At 68.2% G+C, this 18,385-nt stretch carries 15 protein-coding genes; 12 read left to right on the forward strand and 3 right to left on the reverse strand.

The annotated features are described in order from the left end of the window. The first annotated feature begins 193 nt into the window (after window positions 1–193). From BMY67_RS07635 to BMY67_RS07655, 5 genes are all read left to right on the forward strand, one after another. Window positions 194–400, forward strand: a complete 207-nt coding sequence (locus BMY67_RS07635) for a heavy-metal-associated domain-containing protein (protein ID WP_092770133.1) — start codon at window positions 194–196, stop codon at window positions 398–400. A 206-nt stretch (window positions 401–606) separates the two neighbouring features. Next, complete coding sequence (locus BMY67_RS07640) at window positions 607–2,706, forward strand: heavy metal translocating P-type ATPase (RefSeq protein WP_092770135.1); 2,100 nt, start codon at window positions 607–609, stop codon at window positions 2,704–2,706. Between the two features lie 258 nt (window positions 2,707–2,964). Continuing rightward, window positions 2,965–3,489 (forward strand): ASCH domain-containing protein, encoded by a 525-nt coding sequence (locus BMY67_RS07645; protein WP_092770137.1) that lies wholly within the window; start codon window positions 2,965–2,967, stop codon window positions 3,487–3,489. 185 nt (window positions 3,490–3,674) lie between these two features. Then, window positions 3,675–5,309, forward strand: a complete 1,635-nt coding sequence (locus tag BMY67_RS07650; protein ID WP_092770139.1) for a sensor histidine kinase — start codon at window positions 3,675–3,677, stop codon at window positions 5,307–5,309. A gap of 293 nt (window positions 5,310–5,602) precedes the next feature. Next, window positions 5,603–7,663: a PAS domain-containing sensor histidine kinase gene (locus BMY67_RS07655; protein ID WP_092770142.1), complete on the forward strand. Its 2,061-nt coding sequence runs from the start codon at window positions 5,603–5,605 to the stop codon at window positions 7,661–7,663. Between the two features lie 63 nt (window positions 7,664–7,726). On the opposite strand, the gene BMY67_RS07660 is transcribed toward BMY67_RS07655, so the two are convergent. Beyond that, the gene (locus BMY67_RS07660) at window positions 7,727–8,101 is read right to left on the reverse strand and encodes a DMT family protein (protein WP_092770144.1); all 375 of its coding nucleotides are present in this window, start codon (window positions 8,099–8,101) and stop codon (window positions 7,727–7,729) included. Between the two features lie 363 nt (window positions 8,102–8,464). On the opposite strand from BMY67_RS07660, the gene BMY67_RS07665 reads away from it, so the two are divergent. From BMY67_RS07665 to BMY67_RS07685, 5 genes are all read left to right on the forward strand, one after another. After that, window positions 8,465–9,292, forward strand: coding sequence for a universal stress protein (locus BMY67_RS07665; RefSeq protein ID WP_092770146.1), 828 nt, complete (start codon window positions 8,465–8,467; stop codon window positions 9,290–9,292). Between the two features lie 46 nt (window positions 9,293–9,338). After that, the gene (locus tag BMY67_RS07670; protein ID WP_092770148.1) at window positions 9,339–10,202 is read left to right on the forward strand and encodes a universal stress protein; all 864 of its coding nucleotides are present in this window, start codon (window positions 9,339–9,341) and stop codon (window positions 10,200–10,202) included. A gap of 115 nt (window positions 10,203–10,317) precedes the next feature. Then, entirely contained in the window at window positions 10,318–11,235 is a 918-nt protein-coding gene (locus BMY67_RS07675; RefSeq protein ID WP_092770150.1) for a universal stress protein, read from the forward strand. A 248-nt stretch (window positions 11,236–11,483) separates the two neighbouring features. Next, window positions 11,484–12,092 (forward strand): cation transporting ATPase C-terminal domain-containing protein, encoded by a 609-nt coding sequence (locus BMY67_RS19315; RefSeq protein ID WP_092770152.1) that lies wholly within the window; start codon window positions 11,484–11,486, stop codon window positions 12,090–12,092. A gap of 103 nt (window positions 12,093–12,195) precedes the next feature. After that, a complete protein-coding gene (locus tag BMY67_RS07685; protein ID WP_092770154.1) occupies window positions 12,196–14,082 on the forward strand; it encodes a pyruvate kinase in 1,887 nt (628 codons plus the stop codon). A gap of 322 nt (window positions 14,083–14,404) precedes the next feature. Here the strand turns inward: BMY67_RS07685 and BMY67_RS18895 are convergent, their stop codons facing one another. Beyond that, entirely contained in the window at window positions 14,405–14,749 is a 345-nt protein-coding gene (locus BMY67_RS18895; protein ID WP_143069736.1) for a hypothetical protein, read from the reverse strand. Between the two features lie 260 nt (window positions 14,750–15,009). After that, a complete protein-coding gene (locus tag BMY67_RS07695; RefSeq protein WP_092770158.1) occupies window positions 15,010–15,351 on the reverse strand; it encodes a YbbN family protein in 342 nt (113 codons plus the stop codon). Between the two features lie 206 nt (window positions 15,352–15,557). On the opposite strand from BMY67_RS07695, the gene BMY67_RS07700 reads away from it, so the two are divergent. Together BMY67_RS07700 and BMY67_RS07705 are read left to right on the forward strand one after the other, a co-directional pair. Next, on the forward strand, window positions 15,558–17,162 hold the full coding sequence (locus tag BMY67_RS07700) for a sensor histidine kinase (protein ID WP_092770160.1): 1,605 nt from the start codon (window positions 15,558–15,560) through the stop codon (window positions 17,160–17,162). A gap of 73 nt (window positions 17,163–17,235) precedes the next feature. Further along, window positions 17,236–18,294, forward strand: a complete 1,059-nt coding sequence (locus BMY67_RS07705; RefSeq protein ID WP_092770162.1) for a response regulator — start codon at window positions 17,236–17,238, stop codon at window positions 18,292–18,294. Window positions 18,295–18,385 lie beyond the last annotated feature (91 nt).

Genomic DNA, 18,385 nt, shown 5'->3' on the forward strand with positions numbered 1-18,385 from the left:
ACACGATTTGCCTTTCCGCCCCATAACATTCGGTGGCCAACGCGCCGGCGGGGCGGGGCGGCGGGCCGGGGCAGCCCCGGGTTTTGCGGTCTGGCGGAGGGAATTCTGTACTGCCGGCCGTCGTTGAATGCCGTATCCTTGTAGTACGTCCGGCCCGCTTAGCGGCCGGATTTCACTTTCCACTGCCTTCACTATGAACACGCTGCAATTCAACACCACTATCAACTGCGCCAACTGCGTGCGCGCCATCACCCCCGTACTCAACGGCGAAAAGGCCATCAGCAGCTGGCAGGTCGATACCGATAATCCCAACAAAGTGCTGACCGTCAGCGGCGACCTGTCGGCCGAGCAGGTGGTGGCCCTGGTAGAAGAAGCCGGCTTCGAGGCCCGCCCCGCGTAGTGGCCGATTGAGCCCCGGCCCGAAGGCCGCCCGGCAGCAGAACCGACCTGCTGCCGGGCGGCCTTTCTGGTTGCCGCACCCTGCCTGCCCAACCCGTTCGGGCCCGGCGGCGGCCCGGCAACCTCCGCCACGGCTCGCCGTTTCGGAAAACAACGCGCCCGGCCACTGTTGGCCGGGCCCGCTTCTGCTTCAACCCCCTGATTTATATGGCCGACCCGCGTTCCGACAGCACCAACGAGCCCCTCAACACCGCCAAGCAGGTCGACCTGGCCAACGTGGGCGCCCTCAGCCGGCAGCAGCTCACGCCCGAAGCCGCCACCGCCCCCCGCGGCCAGGACCACCCACCCACCGACCCGGCCGACCACCAGAACGAATCGGCCGCCGAGCACGCCGGCCACTCGCACGACAGCCTCGCTGGCGGCCACGAGGGCCACGACCACGGCCCGGCCGGCGAGCGGCCCTACCTGTGGCCGGCCGTGAGCCTGGCGCTGCTGCTGGGCGGCATCGCGCTGGATTATTTTGACGTGCCTTTTTTTACGGGGCTGGTGCGGCCCATCTGGTACGGGGTGGCGTTTTTGCTGGTGGGCTGGAAGGTGCTGCGGGCGGCGGCCGTGAGCCTGCCCACGGGCAACGTGTTCAACGAGTTTCTGCTCATGAGCATCGCCACGCTCGGGGCCTTTGCCATCGGCGAATACCCCGAGGGCGTGGCCGTGATGCTGTTTTACACCGTGGGCGAGCTGTTTCAGGACGCCGCCGTGAACCGTGCCAAGCGCAGCATCCGGGCCCTGCTCGAAATCCAGGCCACCGAGGTAACCATCGTGCGCGAGGGCCAGAGCCTGGTCGTCGACCCCAAGGCGGTGCAAATTGATGACCTGATGGAAGTGCGCCCCGGCGAGAAAGTGGCCCTCGACGGCCTGCTCGAAGGCACCCCGGCCTCCTTCAACACGGCCGCCCTCACCGGCGAATCGGCTCCCCAGACCAAGCAGCCGGGCGATATGGTGCTGGCCGGCATGATAAACCTGGACACGCTGGCCCGGGTGCGCGTAACGGCCGCCTTCGCCGATACCAAGCTCAGCCGCATTCTGGCCATGGTGCAGGACGCGGTGGGCCGCAAGGCCAAAACCCAGCAGTTCATCACCAAGTTCGCCCGCATCTATACGCCCATCGTGGTGGCGCTGGCCGTGCTGCTGGTGCTGGTCCCCTTCTTTGTGGTCGATGACTACGTGTTCCGCGACTGGCTGTACCGGGCGCTGGTGTTCCTGGTCATTTCCTGCCCCTGCGCGCTGGTTATCAGCATTCCGCTGGGCTACTTCGGCGGCATCGGGGCGGCCTCCAAGAACGGTATCCTGTTCAAGGGCTCCAACTTCCTGGACGTGCTGCGCGAGATTGACACCGTGGTAATGGACAAAACCGGCACGCTCACCGAAGGCATCTTTGCCGTGCGCGAAGTGGTGGCCGCCCCCGGCCTCGAAGCGGCCGAACTGCTGCGGCTGGTGGGCGCGCTCGAAACCAAATCAACCCACCCCATTGCCAAGGCCGTAGTGCAGCACGCCGGGGCCGCCGCGCAGGGCGTGCCGGTGGAAAGCGTGGAGGAAATTGCCGGCCACGGCCTGCGCGGCCGGGTAGAGGGCCGCGACCTGCTGGCCGGCAACACCAAGCTGCTGCGCAAGTTCGACGTGGCCTACCCCGCCGAGGTGGACGACGTGGTCGACAGCATCGTGGTAGTGGCCCTCGACGGGCAGTACGCCGGCTACCTCACCGTGGCCGACGCCCCCAAGCCCGACGCCGCCCGCGCCGTGCGCGAGCTGCGCGCCGACGGTATCAGCAAGCTCGTCATGCTCTCGGGCGACAAGGACAGCATCGTGCAGCGCGTGGCCGCCGAGCTGGGCATCAGCGAGGCCCACGGCGGCCTGCTGCCCGAAGACAAGGCCCGCTACGTGCAGCAGTACCTGGATGCCGGCCGCAAGCTGGCCTTCGTGGGCGACGGCGTGAACGACGCCCCCGTAGTAGCCCTGGCCGACGTGGGCATTGCCATGGGCGGCCTGGGCTCCGACGCCACCATCGAAACCGCCGACGTCGTCATCCAAACCGACCACCCCAGCAAAATTGCCACCGCCCGCCGCATTGCCCGCGCCACCCACACCGTGGTGTGGCAGAACATCTGGCTGGCCTTCATTGTGAAGGGCGTGGTGCTGGCGCTGGGCGCCGGCGGGCTGGCCACCATGTGGGAAGCGGTATTCGCCGATGTGGGCGTGGCCATGCTGGCCATCCTGAACGCGGTGCGGATTCAGCGCATGAAGTTCTGAGTAACAGGGAGCTAAAGGAGGCCCTGCGGCTGGCAGCTGCGCAACGCGAACCAGAACGCCCCGCGCCGGTGTTAGGCCGGCATGTGTGCGCATCATCAACCCAAAAAGCAGCTCCAGCGCTTCGGCATCTACCTGGCCCTGGGCGTCCTCGTGCTTCTGAGCCAGCTGGCTGGGCTGTAGCCTGCCGGCTCTCTGGGGCCGCCAACGGGGCGCTGGAATGCGCCCGGCCCGTTCCCGTCAAGCCCGAAAATTCTGAGCATGGATGTTGCCGTTTCCTTCAGCCCGCCCTTGCTGGAGGCCGTTCTGGCCGGGCGCAAAACCGTTACCCGCCGCCGCTTTGCGGGCGTGCGCGGCCTGCTTGAGGCGCCGGACCATTACCGCTTCTGCGGCCTCGATGCTGCCGGGGCGCACTTCGAGGAAATAGCCACCGGGCGCCGCCTGCCGGTTCAGGCGTACCCGTTTGGCGGCCTGGGGGCCGGGCCGTTGGGGGTAGCAGGCGCACCGGGTTTGCGGCTGGCGGTGGTGGCCATAAGGGTAGAGCGGGTGCAGGCTATTACGGCGGCCGGCGCGCGGGCCGAGGGCATCCGGCTACGGCATCCGGCCGCCGCCGCTGGGGCCGGAGCCGCCCGGTGGGGTGGGGTAGAGCCCGACCCGGCCGGTGGTTTTCGTTGGTACGATGACCCCGTGACGGCGTTTGCCCACTTGCTGACCACCTTCTACCCCGCCGCCTGGACGCTCAATGCCTGGGTGTGGGTGATTGAGTTCCGGCACTTCGGGGCGTAGCCGGAGCCGCTTCGGCCAACAGCCCCGGCCCCGCCCGCCGTGCGGGCCAGACGTTGAAGGGGGGCAGGCCAGGCCGTAATTCTGCCTTGCCGGCGCACGTTTGCCGCGGCCCGTCTGCCCGCCGAAAGTTGCGCACCTTGCCGAAAGCCTCGCTAGCTTTGGTCCTTCACCCCGCCGCTTTGCCCATGCTTTCTCCCGCCGCCGCGCTTGCTCCCGATGCCGTCCTGCTGCGGGAGCTGCTGGCCGTTTCGCTCACGGGCGTTATCCTGTATTCGCCTGTCTACGACCCGGCCGGCTCGGGCGAAATCGTCGATTTTACCTTCGAGTACCTCAACCCCGCCGCCCAGCGCATGATGGCCATGCCCGAGGTGCCCACCGTAACGCACAACCAGCAGTGGCCCCACAGCCGGGCCCACGGCACGCTCGCGTTTCACATCGACGCCTTCGAGTCGGGTGAGCCCCGGGAGTACAACGTCAACTACCAGGCCGACGGCTACGATAATTACTACCGCCTGGCTGCCCGCCGCGCCGGGGCCGGCCTGCTGGTGAGCTTCACCGATACGGCCGACCAGCCCCGCTCGCCCGTGGAGGTGGCGCTGCGCGAAAGCCAGGCGGCCGAAAAAACGGCCCGCGCCGAGGCCGAAGCCCAGCGCCAGCGCTTCTACGAGGTGCTCATGCAGCTGCCGGCCTACGTGGCCGTTTACCACGGTCCCGACCACGTCTACCAGCTCGTCAATCCGCCTTACCAGAGCCTGTTTCCGCACCGTTCCTTCATGGGCCGGCCCTTCCGCGAAGGCACGCCCGAGGCCGGCGCGCTGGGGGTGGTAGCCCTGTTCGACCAGGTGTACCAGACCGGCGAGCCTTATTACGCCCACGAAATGGAGGGCTGGTTCGACTTCCAGGGCAAGGGCCAGCCCGAGCAGGTGTTTCTCAACCTCTACCTGCACCCGCTGCGCGACCCGCACGGTCGCATCGACGGACTGCTGGACTTCTCTTACAACGTAACCGAGCAGGTGCGGGCGCGCCAGCAGGTCGAGCAGCTCAACCAGCAGCTGGAGGCCCGGGTGCAGCAGCGCACCGAGGAGCTGATGGCCACCAACCGCCAGCTCACGCGCACCAACGTCGACCTCGACAACTTCATCTACACGGCCTCCCACGACCTTAAGGCCCCCATTACCAACATCGAAGGCCTGCTTCACCTGCTGCGCGCCGAGCTGCCGGCCGCGGTGGCCGCAAGCGAGTACGTGGCCCCGACCCTGCAACACCTGTTCGACGCCGTAGACCGCTTCATGCGCACCATCGAGCACCTCACCGAAGTGTCCAAGCTCCAGAAAGAGCACACCCCCGACCTGGTCGCCGTCGACCTGGCCGCGGTGGTCGAAAACGTGCGTCTCGACCTGGCCCCGCAGCTGCGCGACACCAGCGCCCACCTTACGGTGGCCGTGGCCGACTGCCCGGCCGTGCTGTTTTCTGAGAAGAATCTGCGCTCGGTGGTCTACAACCTGCTCAGCAACGCCCTCAAGTACCAGCACCCCGCCCGCCGGCCCCGCGTAGAGGTGCGCGCCCGCGTGCAGGGCCCGTTTGTGGTGCTCGAAGTCCACGACAACGGCCTGGGGCTCGATGCTGCCCATTTGCCGCGGCTTTTCACCATGTTCCAGCGCTTCCACTCCCACGTCGAGGGCACCGGCATCGGCCTGTTCATGGTGAAGCGCATGGTGGAGAATGCCGGGGGGCGCGTTGAAGTGCGCAGCACGCTGGGGGAGGGCGCGGCCTTTTTCGTTTACCTGCCCCACGCCCCCGCCGGCCCGGCGGCCGCGTAGCTTTTCCTTTTTTCATTACAGACCGCTGCTGAACTGACCCCTGCTGACGAGCGGGCCACCGGGTCTGCTCGTCGGCAGCGGGGGCTATCCGGTTCGTTTGCTGCGGATTCCGGTTATTGTTGCGTTAATCCCGTATCTTCCAGTTACCGGGTCCGCGTGGACGTCTGCCCGGCCTGCTTCCTGCCCCGGAGGCCCTTCTCCCGCCGCCGCGCGGCCGTTGGCACAGTACCCGCCCGCAGCTACAGCCCCTGCTTCCCTGGCCGATTTTTTCCCCTGGCGCGTTTCGCGCCGCTATGCCTGCTACCCCCTCCGGACTTCCGCTTTCCCCCAACGCCCCCGATACCGATACCTTGCAGGCCAAGCTGCTGGCCGCCACCCGGCAGCTGCTCCAGGAGCGCGAGGCCTTCTACCAGGTTTTCGAGCAAACCCCCGCGCTGGTAACCATTCTGCGGGGCCCCGACCACCGGTTTGCCTATTTCAACCCGGCGCAGGAGCGCATGTTTCCGGGCCGACAGCTGCTGGGCCAGCCCCTGGCCACCGTGCTGCCCGACGCCGCCACCCAGGGCTTTGTGGCCCTGCTCGACCGGGTGTACGCCACCGGCGAGCCGCACGTGGGCGTCGAGGTGCCGGCCTACCTCAACCAGCCCAACGGCCAGCCGCCCCGGCTTCACTACTTCACCTTCGCCTACCAGCGGTTTGAGGAGGACGGCCGGCCGGCCGGCATCTCGGTGTTTGGCACCGACGTGACCGAGCAGGTGCGGGCGCGGCAGGAGCGCGACGTACTACAGGCCCAGGTGCTGGCCGCCGCCCAGCGCCGGGCGCAGGAGCACGAAACCTCCTACCAGCTCTTCGAGCAGAGCCCGGCCCTGATTGCGCTGCTGCGCGAGCCGGGGCACCGCATCGAGTACTACAACGCCGCCTACCGGCAGCTGTTTCCCGGCCGCGAGCTGCGGGGCCGCCCCCTGGCCGAGGCCGTGCCCGAAGTGGTGGCGCAGGGGCTGCTGGCCCTGCTGGATGCCGTGTACCAAACCGGCGACACCCATTTTGGCAGCGAAGTGCCATTGGTGGTAGCCGCGGCCGACGGCGGGCCGGCCCACGCCCTGTATCTGAACTTCACCTGCCAGGCCTACCGCGAAGCCGGGCGCATTGTTGGGGTGAGCCTGTTTGCCTACGACGTGACGGAGCAGGTGCTGGCCCGCCACGAGCACGAGGCGCTGCAACAGCGGCAGCAGGCGCTGTTCGAGCAGGCGCCGGTGGCCATCGGCGTGTTTGCCGGCCCCGCGTACGTGGTGGAAATCTGCAACCCCGGCCTGCAGGCCATCTGGGGGCGCACGGCGGCGCAGGCCCTGCACCGGCCGCTGCTGGAGGTGCTGCCCGAAGTCCGCGACCAGGGCTTCAAGCAGCTGCTGGATGAGGTGCGGGCCACGGGCCGGCCCTACGTGGCCCAGGAAAGGCGCGCCGAGCTGCTGCACCAGGGCCAGCTTATCACGGTGTACCTCAACTTTGTTTACCAGCCCCTGCGCGACGAGAACGGGCTGGTGACGGCCGTGGCGGCCGTGGCCACCGACGTCACCGAGCAGGTGACGGCCCGCCAGCAGGTGCAGGCGCTCAACGACGAGCTGACCATCACCAACCGCCAGCTCACGCGCACCAACACCGACCTCGACACGTTCGTCTATACGGCCTCCCACGACCTGAAAACCCCGGTTTCCAACATCGAGGGGCTGCTGCTGGCCTTGCTGGAAGAGCTGCCGCCGGAAGTCCGGCAGGCGGGCGTGGTGCAGCTGCTGCTCGACCGTATGCAGGGCGCCGTGGAGCGGTTTCAGCTCACTATTGCCCAGCTCACCGATGTGGCCCGGCTCCAGAAGGCCCAGGCCCAGCCCGCCGAAGTGGTGGACCTGGCCGTGCTGGTCGAGGATTTGCGCCTGGACCTGGCCCCGCTGCTGGCCACCAGCGGCGCCCGGCTCACGCTCGACGTGGCGGCCTGCCCCCAGGTGTCGTTTGCCCCGCAGCACCTGCGCAGCATCGTCTACAACCTGCTCAGCAACGCCGTTAAGTACCGCCACCCCGACCGGCCGCCCCACGTGCAGCTGCGCTGCCGCAGCACCGAGGCGCTGGTGGTGCTGGAAGTGGAAGACAACGGCCTGGGCCTGAGCCCCGACCAGCAGGGCGAGCTGTTCGGCCTGTTCCGCCGCCTGCACGACCACGTAGAGGGCTCCGGCCTGGGCCTGTACATGGTGAAGCGCCTGGTCGAAAATGCCGGCGGCACCATCAGGGTGCAGAGCGAGGCCGGGCTCGGGTCTACGTTCACCGTTACGCTGCCGCGCACCGCCAGCAACTGCCCGGTAGGGTAGGAGCGGGCCCTCCGGCCTGCTCGCCCGTAGCGGCCGGGGGCCGCGCCATCGGCGGCCGGGGGCTTACCACTTCCTGAAAATAACGTACACCGCCGCCACCAGCAGCCCAAACCCTACTACGTGGTTCCAGGCCAGCTTGTCGGTTTTGAACACGAACACGGCGCAGAGCGTGAACACGGTGAGCGTAATCACTTCCTGAATCACTTTAAGCTGAAACAGGCTGAACGGTCCGCCGTTTTCCTCGAAACCCAGCCGGTTGGCCGGCACCTGAAACACGTACTCGAACAGGGCCAGCCCCCAGCTTACCAGAATCACGCCGCCCAGGCCCAGCTTGGCAAACCAGGCCATCTTCTTGAACAGGTGCAGATGCCCGTACCAGGCAAACGTCATGAACAGGTTGGAGACAGTGAGCAGCAGCAGGGAATACACACCTTTCATGGCAGCAGGAAAAATAGCGGGGCAGGCGCAAAAGTAGCAACGAGTTGCGCCGGCCGGTGCTGGCCCACGGCTGTTTTCCCGCCACCGTTCCTGTTCGGGCGCCGGCCGGCCGCGGCCCGCCCGCGGGCGGGCCATTTGACGGATATCATGCAGTCAGGCAATTCTCGTCATGGGAACCGGGGGCGGGTCAGCGCACTTTTGTAGTATTCCAGCTTTTGATTGACCCACCAGGCTCCCGGCTCAGGCCCGGTTGGTCGGGCCGCTCGCCCCGAACTCCCTGCCAGCAGCGGGCCGGGCTGCGCTGCGCGAGGCTCCGGCAACCTGCTTTCCGCTCTTTCTTCCCCTTTAAAATTCTTCCCGGTTATGGCTTCTCCCCTCGTCGTACTCACCGATTTCTACGCCGTCACCAACCGCGCCTTGTCTTACGCCGCCGGGCTGGCGCTGCCCCTGGAAACGGAGCTGGTGCTGCTGCACGCCCGCTTCGATGCGCTGCTGGCGCCGCTCGACGATGGCACGGATGGCGCCTACACGCCCGTCAGCGACCAGGCCACCGACCAGGCCCTGCAAAAGCTGGCCGACCAGCAGCCCGTGCCCACCCAGGTGGAGGTGTCGGAGCGGGAGCTGCCCGAGGCCGTGCGCCAGGCTATTCGCCAGCACAACCCGCTGCTGCTGGTGCTGGGCCGGCCCGGCGGGGCCAGCACGCCCGTCGACGTCATGGTCAGCACGGCCAAAACTCTGCTCAGCACCGTGCCTTACCCGCTGCTGCTGGTGCCGGCCCTCAAGCGGGAAACCTTCCCGCCGCGCCGCCTGCTGCTGGCCGTCGATGGGCAGCCGTTTGTGCTGCACCAGTACCAGGATGTTATCCGGCAGCTGCTGGGCGTTTCGGGCGGCACGCTGCACGTGGTGCGGGTGGCCGACAACATCCACACCGGCATGGCGCCGGCAACCATCCTGGACACTGTGGCCGCCAACAACCTGGCCGACGAGCTGGCCCCCGAGCAGCTCTCCGAGGTGTACAACCTTTCCATCGTGGAAGGCGTGCTGGCCGAAGCCACCCGCCAGGAAGCCGACCTGCTGGTGGTGGTAGCGCGCCGCCACAGCCTGCTGGGCCGCCTGTTCCACCGCAGCGTTACGGCCCAGCTCATCGAGCAGTGCGCTATTCCGCTGCTCGTGCTGCCCGCCCGCGACTAGCCTGCTTGCCTGGGGTCCGTAAACGCTTCTTTTTCTAATTTTCGTCATGCAGCCTTCCTTCGTTGTTTTGGTTGATTTGTCGGCGGCGGCCGAGCGCGCTGCGCACTACGCGGCCCTGCTGGGCGCGCCGCAGCAGGTGCGGCTGGCGCTGGTCAACGTCTGCCAGGTGCCGGTGCTGTCGTCGGAGCTGGCCTTTGTGCCGGTGCCCTACGTGCCCCAGCTGCAGGCCGATACCGATGCGGCCCTGCAGGCCCTGGCCGCCCGCCTGCCCGCGCCAGCCGAGGCCATCGTGCTGATGGCGCCCCTGCCCGACGCCGTGCAGCAGGCCATTGCCCGCTACCAGCCGCTGCTGCTGGCCATGGGCCTGAGCGCCGAGCCGGGCCTGCTGGCCCAGCTGCTGCGCAACCAGGCCCTGCCGGTGCTGCAGGCCACCCACCGGCCGCTGCTGCTGGTGCCCGAAACCGGCCCGCCACCCGGTCCGCCGCGCCGCGTGCTGGTGGCCGTCGATGGCGAGCATTTTGCCCTGGGAGCCGCCGCCCGGGCCCTGGCCCCGCTGCTGGCCAGCTGGGCGGCCGCATTTTCGGTGGTGCATGTGCGGTCGGAGGGGGGCGCAGCGCAACAGCCGGGCCAGTATGCGCGGGTGGGCGAGCCGCTGCGCGAGCTGCTGCCAACGGCCGCAGCGCCGCAGCTCTACCAGGATGCCGGCCACGACCCGGCCGCCACCATTCTGCGGGCCCGGGCCGAGCTGCAGGCCGATCTGCTGCTATTGATTGCGCGGCCCCGCAGCTTTCTGGGGCGGCTGTTCCATCGGAGCGTAACGGCGCGGGTGCTGCACAGCTGCCCCGTGCCGGTGCTGCTGCTGCCCGCCCAGGCCCCGGGCGTACCCGACTGGATGCCTAACCTGAGCTAAGGCGCCGCCCTCAGCCACCTGCCCGGGCCGGCAGGGCAGGGGCCCGCCGCGCCACCGCCCGGGCCGCGCCACCGCGCCGCCCGGTTCACCATCAGTCAACCCAACCCGCTTGCCCATGGATCTTTCCCTCATCGTCTTTGCCGGTTTCTACCCGCCCGCCCGCCGCGCCATTCAGTATGCCGATGCCCTGGCGCAGGCCGTAGCTGGCCGCCTGGTGCTGCTGCACATCAACCGCGCCTCGCAGTTTGACCCCTACGAATCGGTGGCGGAGCGCTACCACCAGCAGGAGCTGGCGCGCAAGTCCGACATGGCCGCCATCCTCTACCAGCAAGCCGGGCGCCTGCAAACCCCGGCCTCGCTGGAGGTGGTTACGGACCTGCTGCCCGCCGTGGCCCAGGACCTGGCCCGGCGCTACCAGCCGGCCCTGTTCGTGCTCAGCCAGGCCGATGAGGGGGCCCCGGCCGCCACCACTCTGCTCACCTCGTGCGTGGATATTCTGCGGGGCGGCAGCTACCCGTTGCTGGTGGTGTCGGCCGCGGCCCCGGCCCGGCACCCGCCGTGCCGCATCCTCATTGCCGCCGACCGCGAGTCGTTTATGCTGGCGCCCGCGGCCCAGGCCCTGCGGCCGCTGCTGGCCCTGCCGGGCGCTGAGGTGATGGTGGCGCATATTTCGAGTGGCGTGGAGGACGATGAGGGGTGCGCGCTGGCGCTGCGGGCCGTGCAGGCCAGCGGGCTGGTGCAGGGCCTGCCCACGCCGGAGCTGCGGGGCTATCAGCACGAGAGCCACGTGCAGGGCGTGCTGGCCGCCGCCCTCGATATGCGGGCCGATCTGGTAGTGGTAGTGGCCCGCCAGCGTAGCTATTTAAGCGACCTGTTTCATCGCAGCGTCACGGCAAACCTGCTGCACACCTGCCCGGTGCCGGTGCTGGTGCTGCCGGCCGCCGCGCCCGAGCCCGCGCCCGAAGCGCCCGGCATGGCCATGGCCGCCGGCTACGCCAACACTGTACTCACCGGCCTGCTGCCCGCTTCCTGACGCGCAATGCCCTCACCCCCGATGCCCTCATCCCCGAGCCGGTGCCGCTCAGGGGCGGGGGCATCAGGGGTTATCGGCCCGGCCGGTGAGCTCATGCGTCACGCCTTTTCTTCGAGTTGCTTCAGCCTTAAATACCCGCCGGCAAACCACTGCGGCGCCTTCGGCAACGGGGCCGCTGACCGCCTCAGCCGCTTCAGCCGCAGCATCCGGGAGCAAACGCCATAATTCCTCATCGCCCGCCCTGCCTTATGTCTTTTGCCAGTCAGCCTGCCACATCCGGCCTCTGCACCGAAGCCGTGGCCGCCGCCCACGGCCGCAACGTGCTGCCTGCCAGCGCGCAGTCGGGCCTGCTGGCCACGCTGCGCGACGTAGTGCTGGAACCCATGTTTCTGCTGCTGCTGGCGGCCTGCGCGGTGTACATCGGGCTCCACGAATGGGCATTGCAGCGGCGGTGCCGGAGGGTGCTGCTTTTTTATGCGGCAGGGTGCGGCCCCGGAGGTGGTGAGCACGCTCACCTTCGCCACGCTGGTATTCAGCAACCTGCTGCTCACGCGCTGGTCAACCGCTCATTCACGCAGTCGGTATTCCGAACCCTGCGCGTGCCTAACCGCATTTTGTGGCTGATGCTGGGCCTCACGCTGGCGCTGCTGCTGCTGGTGACGCTGCTTGTGCCGGCGGCGCGGCAGTGGTTCGGGTTCGTGCCGGTGCCGGCCGCCGCGCTGGTGGGCGTGGGCCGGGTGGAAGTATACAAGGCCATTGTGGGCCGGCGCAACCCCCGCTGGCCCGTGCCGCTGCGGCCGGCGCAGGGGGCACGTATCGGGGCTTCAATTGCCGGATTTTTAGTAACTCTCTGTTAAGCTTGTTTTTACCCGTCTTTTTGGGCTCTGAGCCGGCGTATTCTCTCTTCATCGGCCCGCTCACCAACTCCGGTGCCCGCGGCCGCTGCTTTCTTTTTTCCTCATGTCTGAACTTGTGCTTTATCCTCCCTACGCCCACCGCCACGCGCCCGCGCTTACCACGCTGCTGGCCGAGCTGACTGCCCTGCGCGCCGACATGCTGGCTCTGGCCGGGCAGGCCACCGACCAGCTGCAGGCCGTGCATCCCAACTTCGGGCCCAGCGCCCGCAACCTGCTGCACTACCTGGCCCTGCGCCAGCACGACCGGCGCGACCTGCAACAGCGGCTTGCCGCGCTGGGCCTCTCCTCGTTGGGCCGGGCCGAGGCCCACGCCCTGGCCACCGTCGAGGCGGTGCTGGCCATCGTGCAGGCGCTGCTGACGCCCGCCGCCGCCGAAACCGACCCGGATAATGCCCCCGATTTCGAGAGTGGCCCGCGGCTGCTGGCCGAGCACAGCGACGCCTGCCTGGGCCCGGCCCCGGCGGCCCACAGCGTCCGGATTATGGTGACCATGCCCGGCGAGGCCGCCACCAACTACGAGCTGGTGCGCGAGCTGCTGCGCGAAGGCATGAACTGCATGCGCATCAACTGCGCCCACGACGATGCCGCGGCCTGGGGCCAGATGATTGCCCACCTGCGCCGCGCCGAGCAGGAGCTGGGCAAAACCTGCCGGGTGAGCATGGACCTGGCCGGCCCCAAGCTGCGCACCCAGGGCCTGCCGCCCGCGCCGGCCGTGCTAAAGGTGAAGCCCCACCGCGACGCCCGCGGCCGGGTGCTGGCCCCCGCCCGGCTGTGGCTGACGGCGCAGGAGCAGCCGCAGCCGGCCCCGGCCGCTGCGGCCGCTACCCTGGCTTTTCCGGCGGCCTGGCTGCTGGGCCTGCGCCCGGGCAGCGCCGTGTTGTTTGAGGATGCGCGCGGGGCCCGGCGCAAGCTGCGCGTGGTAGGCGTGGAGGCGCAAGGGTGCTGGGCGGAGCTGCGCAAAACGGCCTATATCACGCCCCTCACCCGTTTTCTGAGTGCCAGCGGTGCCGCGGCCAGCCCCGATGCGCTGCCCGCCAAGTCCTCGTTTCTGCTGCTGCGCCCCGGCGACCTGCTCCAGCTCGTCCGCCAGCCCCTCGCCCGCCGGGCTCCGCCCGAGTCCGCAAGCGGGGCTGAGGCCAAGGCTGAGGCCGGGCCGGCCGTAATTGGCTGCACGCTGCCCGAAGTGCTCGATTCGGTGCAGCCCGGCGAGCATATCTGGTTCGACGACGGCAAAATCGGTGGCGTGGCCGAGCGGGTGGAGGCCCAGGCGGTGCACGTGCGCATCAGCCAGGCCCGCGCCGAGGGCGACAAGCTGCGCAACGACAAAGGCATCAACCTGCCCGACAGCCAGCTCGCCATTCCGGCCCTGACGGAAAAGGACTTGCAGGATCTGGTGTTCATCGCCCGGCACGCCGATGTGGTGGAACTGTCCTTCGTGAACAGTCCGGCCGATATAACGCTGCTGCGGCAGCAGCTGGCCCAACTCACCGACCGGGTGCTGCCCATCGTGCTCAAAATTGAAACCCGGCGCGGCTTCGAGCAGCTGCCGGCGCTGCTGCTGCGCGCCATGCAGGCCGAAAGCTGCGGCGTGATGATTGCCCGCGGCGACCTGGCCGTGGAGTGCGGCTTCGAGCGGCTGGCCGAGGTGCAGGAGGAAATCCTGTGGCTTTGCGAGGCGGCGCACGTGCCCGTTATCTGGGCCACGCAGGTACTGGAGAGCCTGGCCGGCGGCGGTATGCCGGCCCGCGCCGAAATTACCGACGCCGCCATGGGCAGCCGGGCCGAGTGCGTGATGCTCAACAAAGGCCCCCGCATAGTAGCCGCCGTGCAGACGCTGGGCGGCATCCTGCGGCGCATGGAGGCCCACCAGAGCAAGAAAAGCGCCCTGCTCCGCAGCCTGCACGTAGCCGGCCTGTGGCGGCCGCAGTAGTGCGAGGGCCAGCTTCCGGCTGCCATTGCCTGAACAAACTAGCGCAATTTTCAGGTCAGTATACCCGTAGCGCACGTAGCGCGAAGTTTGTAGTTCGCGTCCCCGCGTCGTTCAGGCGGCTTCAATGGCACGGGGACGCGAACTACAAAGTTCGCGCTACAGCCGGCCAGAATTTCAAACCGTACCCTCAGCTGAAAACCGCTCTAGCGGGCCATTGGCCGGGAACAGGCACTGCCGCCTGCTCCCGGCCAATGGCCTGCTGGTTATGTTGCCAAAGCTCCCAGGAGACTGGTTGAGCTGGTCGGGCGCGATGCGGCTGGCGCTACTCCGGTGTCGGGCAGGGTCCGGGAAACCATCCAGGCCCGGCTTCACGCTTACCGCTGCCAGCAGATGTGCGGGTCTTCCAGCGGCACGGCAATGCCCGCGTAGGCGGGCCGAACGCGGGCCGTGAAATCGGTGGCGGGGGCGCGGTGGTGGCCAGGGCCTGGTAGAGGTAGTAGCCGGCCGCATCGGGGGCCGTGGCCGGTTGCAGCGGAATGCGCTGGGCCTGGGCGCCGTCCTGCGGGGCCTGGGCGTAGAGCTCCACCAGCACCTGGTGGGGCAGCAGGGCGCCCAGCCGCAGGGCCCCGTGAAACCGGTAGCCGTTGGCGACGGTTTCTGGGTGCACTTCGCCGAATTCCAGCTTGTCCCACTCGCGGGCAATCAGCTGGCGCTGCTGCTCGATGGCCGCGCCGCCCGCGCCCTGGTTGGCGGCGCGCCGCGCGTAGTTGGCTGAAATCGGGGGTATTCGCGTGCATGTTATCGGGTGGGAAATACAAAAAGGGCAGTTGTGCCAGGGCCGCTGCCGCCGTTTGCGGCGCCGGCCGCCGGTCGGGGAAAGAAGCTGGTGCGTTGTGCTACGGCCGCTCCGGCGGCCGGCCCGAAGCGTTACGGGCCCGGCCCGGTCAGCTTGCTCAGCAGCAACGCCGCCATGGGCTCGCCCTCGGGCAGGCCCTGCTGCCGCCACAGCTCGGCGCCGTCGCGCAGCAGCACGAAGGCGGGCACGCCGCGCCCGTCGAAGGCCTGCACCACGGCGGGGTGGGTGCCCTCGTCCACCTTCAGCACATGGATGGCGGCGCCCAGCGCCAGTTGCAGATTCCGCAGCAGCTCATTGGTGTGCGCACGTGCGAGCGGGGTAGCCTGCCGGGGGCCGGGGCCCACGGTGGGCAGCAGCACGAGCAGCATGGCCGGGTGGGCCGGCAGCAGCGGAAGAATGGCAAAAGGGAACATGGGCCAGGGGGAAAATGTAGCTCCTCCGTAGCGGAGAGCTAAGCTCGACAGAATAAGTACCCGTAAACTTACCGCAAGCCGCTGCTACTGCGTATGATGGCTATCAGGGCGCGGGCTTGACATTCGTCAAGTCCATTCGCACAGGGCCTGCGCGTGCCTGCTGCCCCCCCCCCGGGCATCCGCGCGGCCCGCTTGTTGCCACGCCTATGCTTCCGGTTGCCTACACCGCTGTTTTAGCCAACTTACTCTACACCCACTCCGACGAAATGGCGGGCGTGTACGACCTGGAGCTGGGCTGGTTCACGCACGTCAACCCGGCCGGGGTGCGGCTGCTGGGCTACCCTTCGGAAGAAGCCCTGCTGGCCGACCCCAACCGCTCGCTGCGCCTGCCGCCCTGGACACTGCCGCAGCGGCAGCGGCTGCGCGAGCAAACCCGGCGCGAAGGCCACCACGAGCTCGAAGCCGACATCCGCCGCCACGGGGGCGAGCCGTTTCGGGCCTACGTGAAGCTGACGTATGTGGAGGTGGCGGGCCGGGACCTGCTGCTGGTTAACATTGCCGAGCACAACCGCCTGCAACGGGCCGAGCGCGCCCTGGCCCACAGTGTGCGCCGCTTCGAGGCCGTGTTTACCAACGCCACGCTGGGCATCATCGTCTGCGACCAGCCGGGGCGCATGGTGTCGGCCAACGCGCAGGCCGGGCAGCTGTTTGGCTACGCGCCGGCCGAGCTGCTGGGCCAGCGCATTGAGGTGCTGGTGCCCGATGCCGCCGGCCGCCACCACGCCGGGCTGCGCGCCTCCTACAACGCCGAACCGCAGGTGCGCGACATGGGCCACGGCCGCCCGCTTTCGGGCCGGCGCCGCGACGGCACGGTGTTTCCGGTGGAAGCCAGCCTGAGCTATTTCTACCTCGATGAGGAGCTGTATGTGGTGGCCTACCTGCTGGATTTGAGCGCCAAGCAGGCCGCCGAGCAGGAGCTGCGCACCCAGCACCAGCGCGTGGCCCGCCTCAACGCCGAGCTGGAGCAGAAAGTAGTGGCCCGCACCAACGCCCTGCTGCTCACGCTGGAGCAGCTGGAAAAGCGCGGCGACGAGCTGGCCCTGGCCCTGCGGGCCGAGCAGGAGCTGGGCGAGCTCAAGTCGCGCTTCGTGAGCATGGCCTCGCACGAGTTCCGCACGCCCCTTACGGCCGTGCTCACCTCCGCCGATTTGATTGAGGAATTTCCCGAAGCCCATCAGCAAGCCCAGCGCCTGAAGTACGTGGCCCACATCCGCACCTCGGTGCAGCACCTGAACAACATTCTGGAAGAGTTCCTGTCGGTGGGCCGCATCGAGGAAGGCAAGATGGCCGCTCATCCCGGCAACCTCAACCTTGACAGCCTGCTGCGCGACACCGTGGCCGACATGCAGAGCCTGGTCAAGCCCGGCCAGCACATCGACTGGCAGGTCGATTGCCCCGTGCCGGTGCGGCTGGACGCCTCGCTGCTGCGCAAAATCCTGATGAACCTGCTCTCCAACGCCCTCAAATACTCGGCGGAGCACACCACCGTTTGGGTGCGCGCCGGCTGCCAGGGTTCCGAGCTGACGATCAGCGTGCAGGACCAGGGCGTGGGCATTTCGCCCGAAGACCAGGCCCATCTGTTCGAGCAGTTTTTCCGGGCCCCCAGCGTGCTCACTGTGCCCGGCACCGGCCTGGGCCTCTACATCATCGTCAAGTACCTGGAGCTGATGGGTGGCACCATCGCCCTGCAAAGCGCGCCCGGCCAGGGCACCACCGTCACCATCGCGCTGCCCCTGACCAAGCCCGATTAGGAGGTGGCGCACGTGAGGCGCACCACCAGCACGACCTGCCTGGCAGCAACCACACTAACTTCCTTCCCCTACCATGTCCCTTATCCTGCTTATTGAAGACCATCAGGTCATCCGCGAAAACACGGCCCAGCTGCTGGAGCTGGCCGGCTACACCGTGCAAACGGCCGCAAACGGCGAGCTGGGCGTAAAACAGGCCCTGGCAAGCCGACCCGACTTGGTCGTCTGCGACATTATGATGCCCGTGCTCGACGGCTACGGGGTACTCCAGATTTTCAACCAGCACCCCCAGCTGACGGGCGTGCCGTTCATCTTCCTCACGGCCAAAACCGACTCGGCCGACCGCCGGCGCGGCATGGCCCTGGGCGCCGACGATTACGTGAGCAAGCCCTTCGAGAAGGCCGATTTACTCAGCGCCGTCAGCGGCCGGCTCAGCCGCTTCCAGCAGTTGCAGCCCGAGGCCGGCGCGAGCGGCGAGCGGCTGCATCAGCTCCTCGACGAGGCCCAGCACACCGGTAGCCTGGCCAGCCTTTCGCTCGACCGCAAAGCCCACCTGATTCGCCGCCGGCAGGATATTTACCTGGAAGGGGAGGAGTCGGCCCGGCTGTACTTTGTGCAGAGCGGCCGGGTGAAAACCGTGAAAACCACCGCCGGCGGCAAGGAGCTGATAGTGGGTTTGCACGGCCCCGGCGAGTTTTTCGGCTACCTGCCGCTGCTGCAAAACACGCCTCACTGCGACTCGGCCATTGCCGTAGACGAAACCGAGCTGCTCTACATCCCGAAGGACGACTTTATGGCCCTGCTGCTGCGCAACCCCGAAGTGGGCCGGCAGTTTGTGCAGCTGCTGGCGGGCCAGGTGAGCGGGCAGGCCGAACTGCTGCTGGCCCTGGCCTACAACTCTGTGCGCCGCCGCGTGGCCGACACGCTGGTGCAGCTGCACGAGCAGCAGGCGGGCACCGCCGCCGCCGAGGTGGGCATCCAGCTCACCCGCGACGACATGGCCGCCATGGTGGGCACGGCTCCCGAGTCGCTGAGCCGCACGCTCAACGAGTTCCGGCACGATGGCCTGGTGGAGCTGACGCCCAACACCATCCGGGTGCTGGAGCCCGAGAAGCTGCGCCAGGCGCCCTGGTAGGCGGGGCCAAGCGCGGCATCTTCTTCTGACAAAACTCATCCCGTCCGCATGAGCATAGTCATGGAAAAATACCGCGGGCGGCCGTACCTTG

The organism is Hymenobacter actinosclerus (assembly GCF_900111515.1).
Taxonomy (GTDB): domain Bacteria; phylum Bacteroidota; class Bacteroidia; order Cytophagales; family Hymenobacteraceae; genus Hymenobacter; species Hymenobacter actinosclerus.

What these genes read in the sequence shown, in the direction of transcription:
- BMY67_RS07640 (WP_092770135.1), top strand. Translation starts at nt 607, where the DNA reads ATGGCCGACCCGCGTTCCGACAGCACCAACGAGCCCCTCAACACCGCC.
- BMY67_RS07655 (WP_092770142.1), top strand. Translation starts at nt 5,603, where the DNA reads ATGCCTGCTACCCCCTCCGGACTTCCGCTTTCCCCCAACGCCCCCGAT.
- BMY67_RS07650 (WP_092770139.1), top strand. Translation starts at nt 3,675, where the DNA reads ATGCTTTCTCCCGCCGCCGCGCTTGCTCCCGATGCCGTCCTGCTGCGG.
- BMY67_RS07660 (WP_092770144.1), bottom strand. Translation starts at nt 8,101, where the DNA reads ATGAAAGGTGTGTATTCCCTGCTGCTGCTCACTGTCTCCAACCTGTTC.
- BMY67_RS07670 (WP_092770148.1), top strand. Translation starts at nt 9,339, where the DNA reads ATGCAGCCTTCCTTCGTTGTTTTGGTTGATTTGTCGGCGGCGGCCGAG.
- BMY67_RS07695 (WP_092770158.1), bottom strand. Translation starts at nt 15,351, where the DNA reads ATGTTCCCTTTTGCCATTCTTCCGCTGCTGCCGGCCCACCCGGCCATG.
- BMY67_RS07675 (WP_092770150.1), top strand. Translation starts at nt 10,318, where the DNA reads ATGGATCTTTCCCTCATCGTCTTTGCCGGTTTCTACCCGCCCGCCCGC.
- BMY67_RS07645 (WP_092770137.1), top strand. Translation starts at nt 2,965, where the DNA reads ATGGATGTTGCCGTTTCCTTCAGCCCGCCCTTGCTGGAGGCCGTTCTG.
- BMY67_RS07685 (WP_092770154.1), top strand. Translation starts at nt 12,196, where the DNA reads ATGTCTGAACTTGTGCTTTATCCTCCCTACGCCCACCGCCACGCGCCC.
- BMY67_RS07705 (WP_092770162.1), top strand. Translation starts at nt 17,236, where the DNA reads ATGTCCCTTATCCTGCTTATTGAAGACCATCAGGTCATCCGCGAAAAC.
- BMY67_RS07700 (WP_092770160.1), top strand. Translation starts at nt 15,558, where the DNA reads ATGCTTCCGGTTGCCTACACCGCTGTTTTAGCCAACTTACTCTACACC.
- BMY67_RS07665 (WP_092770146.1), top strand. Translation starts at nt 8,465, where the DNA reads ATGGCTTCTCCCCTCGTCGTACTCACCGATTTCTACGCCGTCACCAAC.
- BMY67_RS07635 (WP_092770133.1), top strand. Translation starts at nt 194, where the DNA reads ATGAACACGCTGCAATTCAACACCACTATCAACTGCGCCAACTGCGTG.
- BMY67_RS19315 (WP_092770152.1), top strand. Translation starts at nt 11,484, where the DNA reads ATGTCTTTTGCCAGTCAGCCTGCCACATCCGGCCTCTGCACCGAAGCC.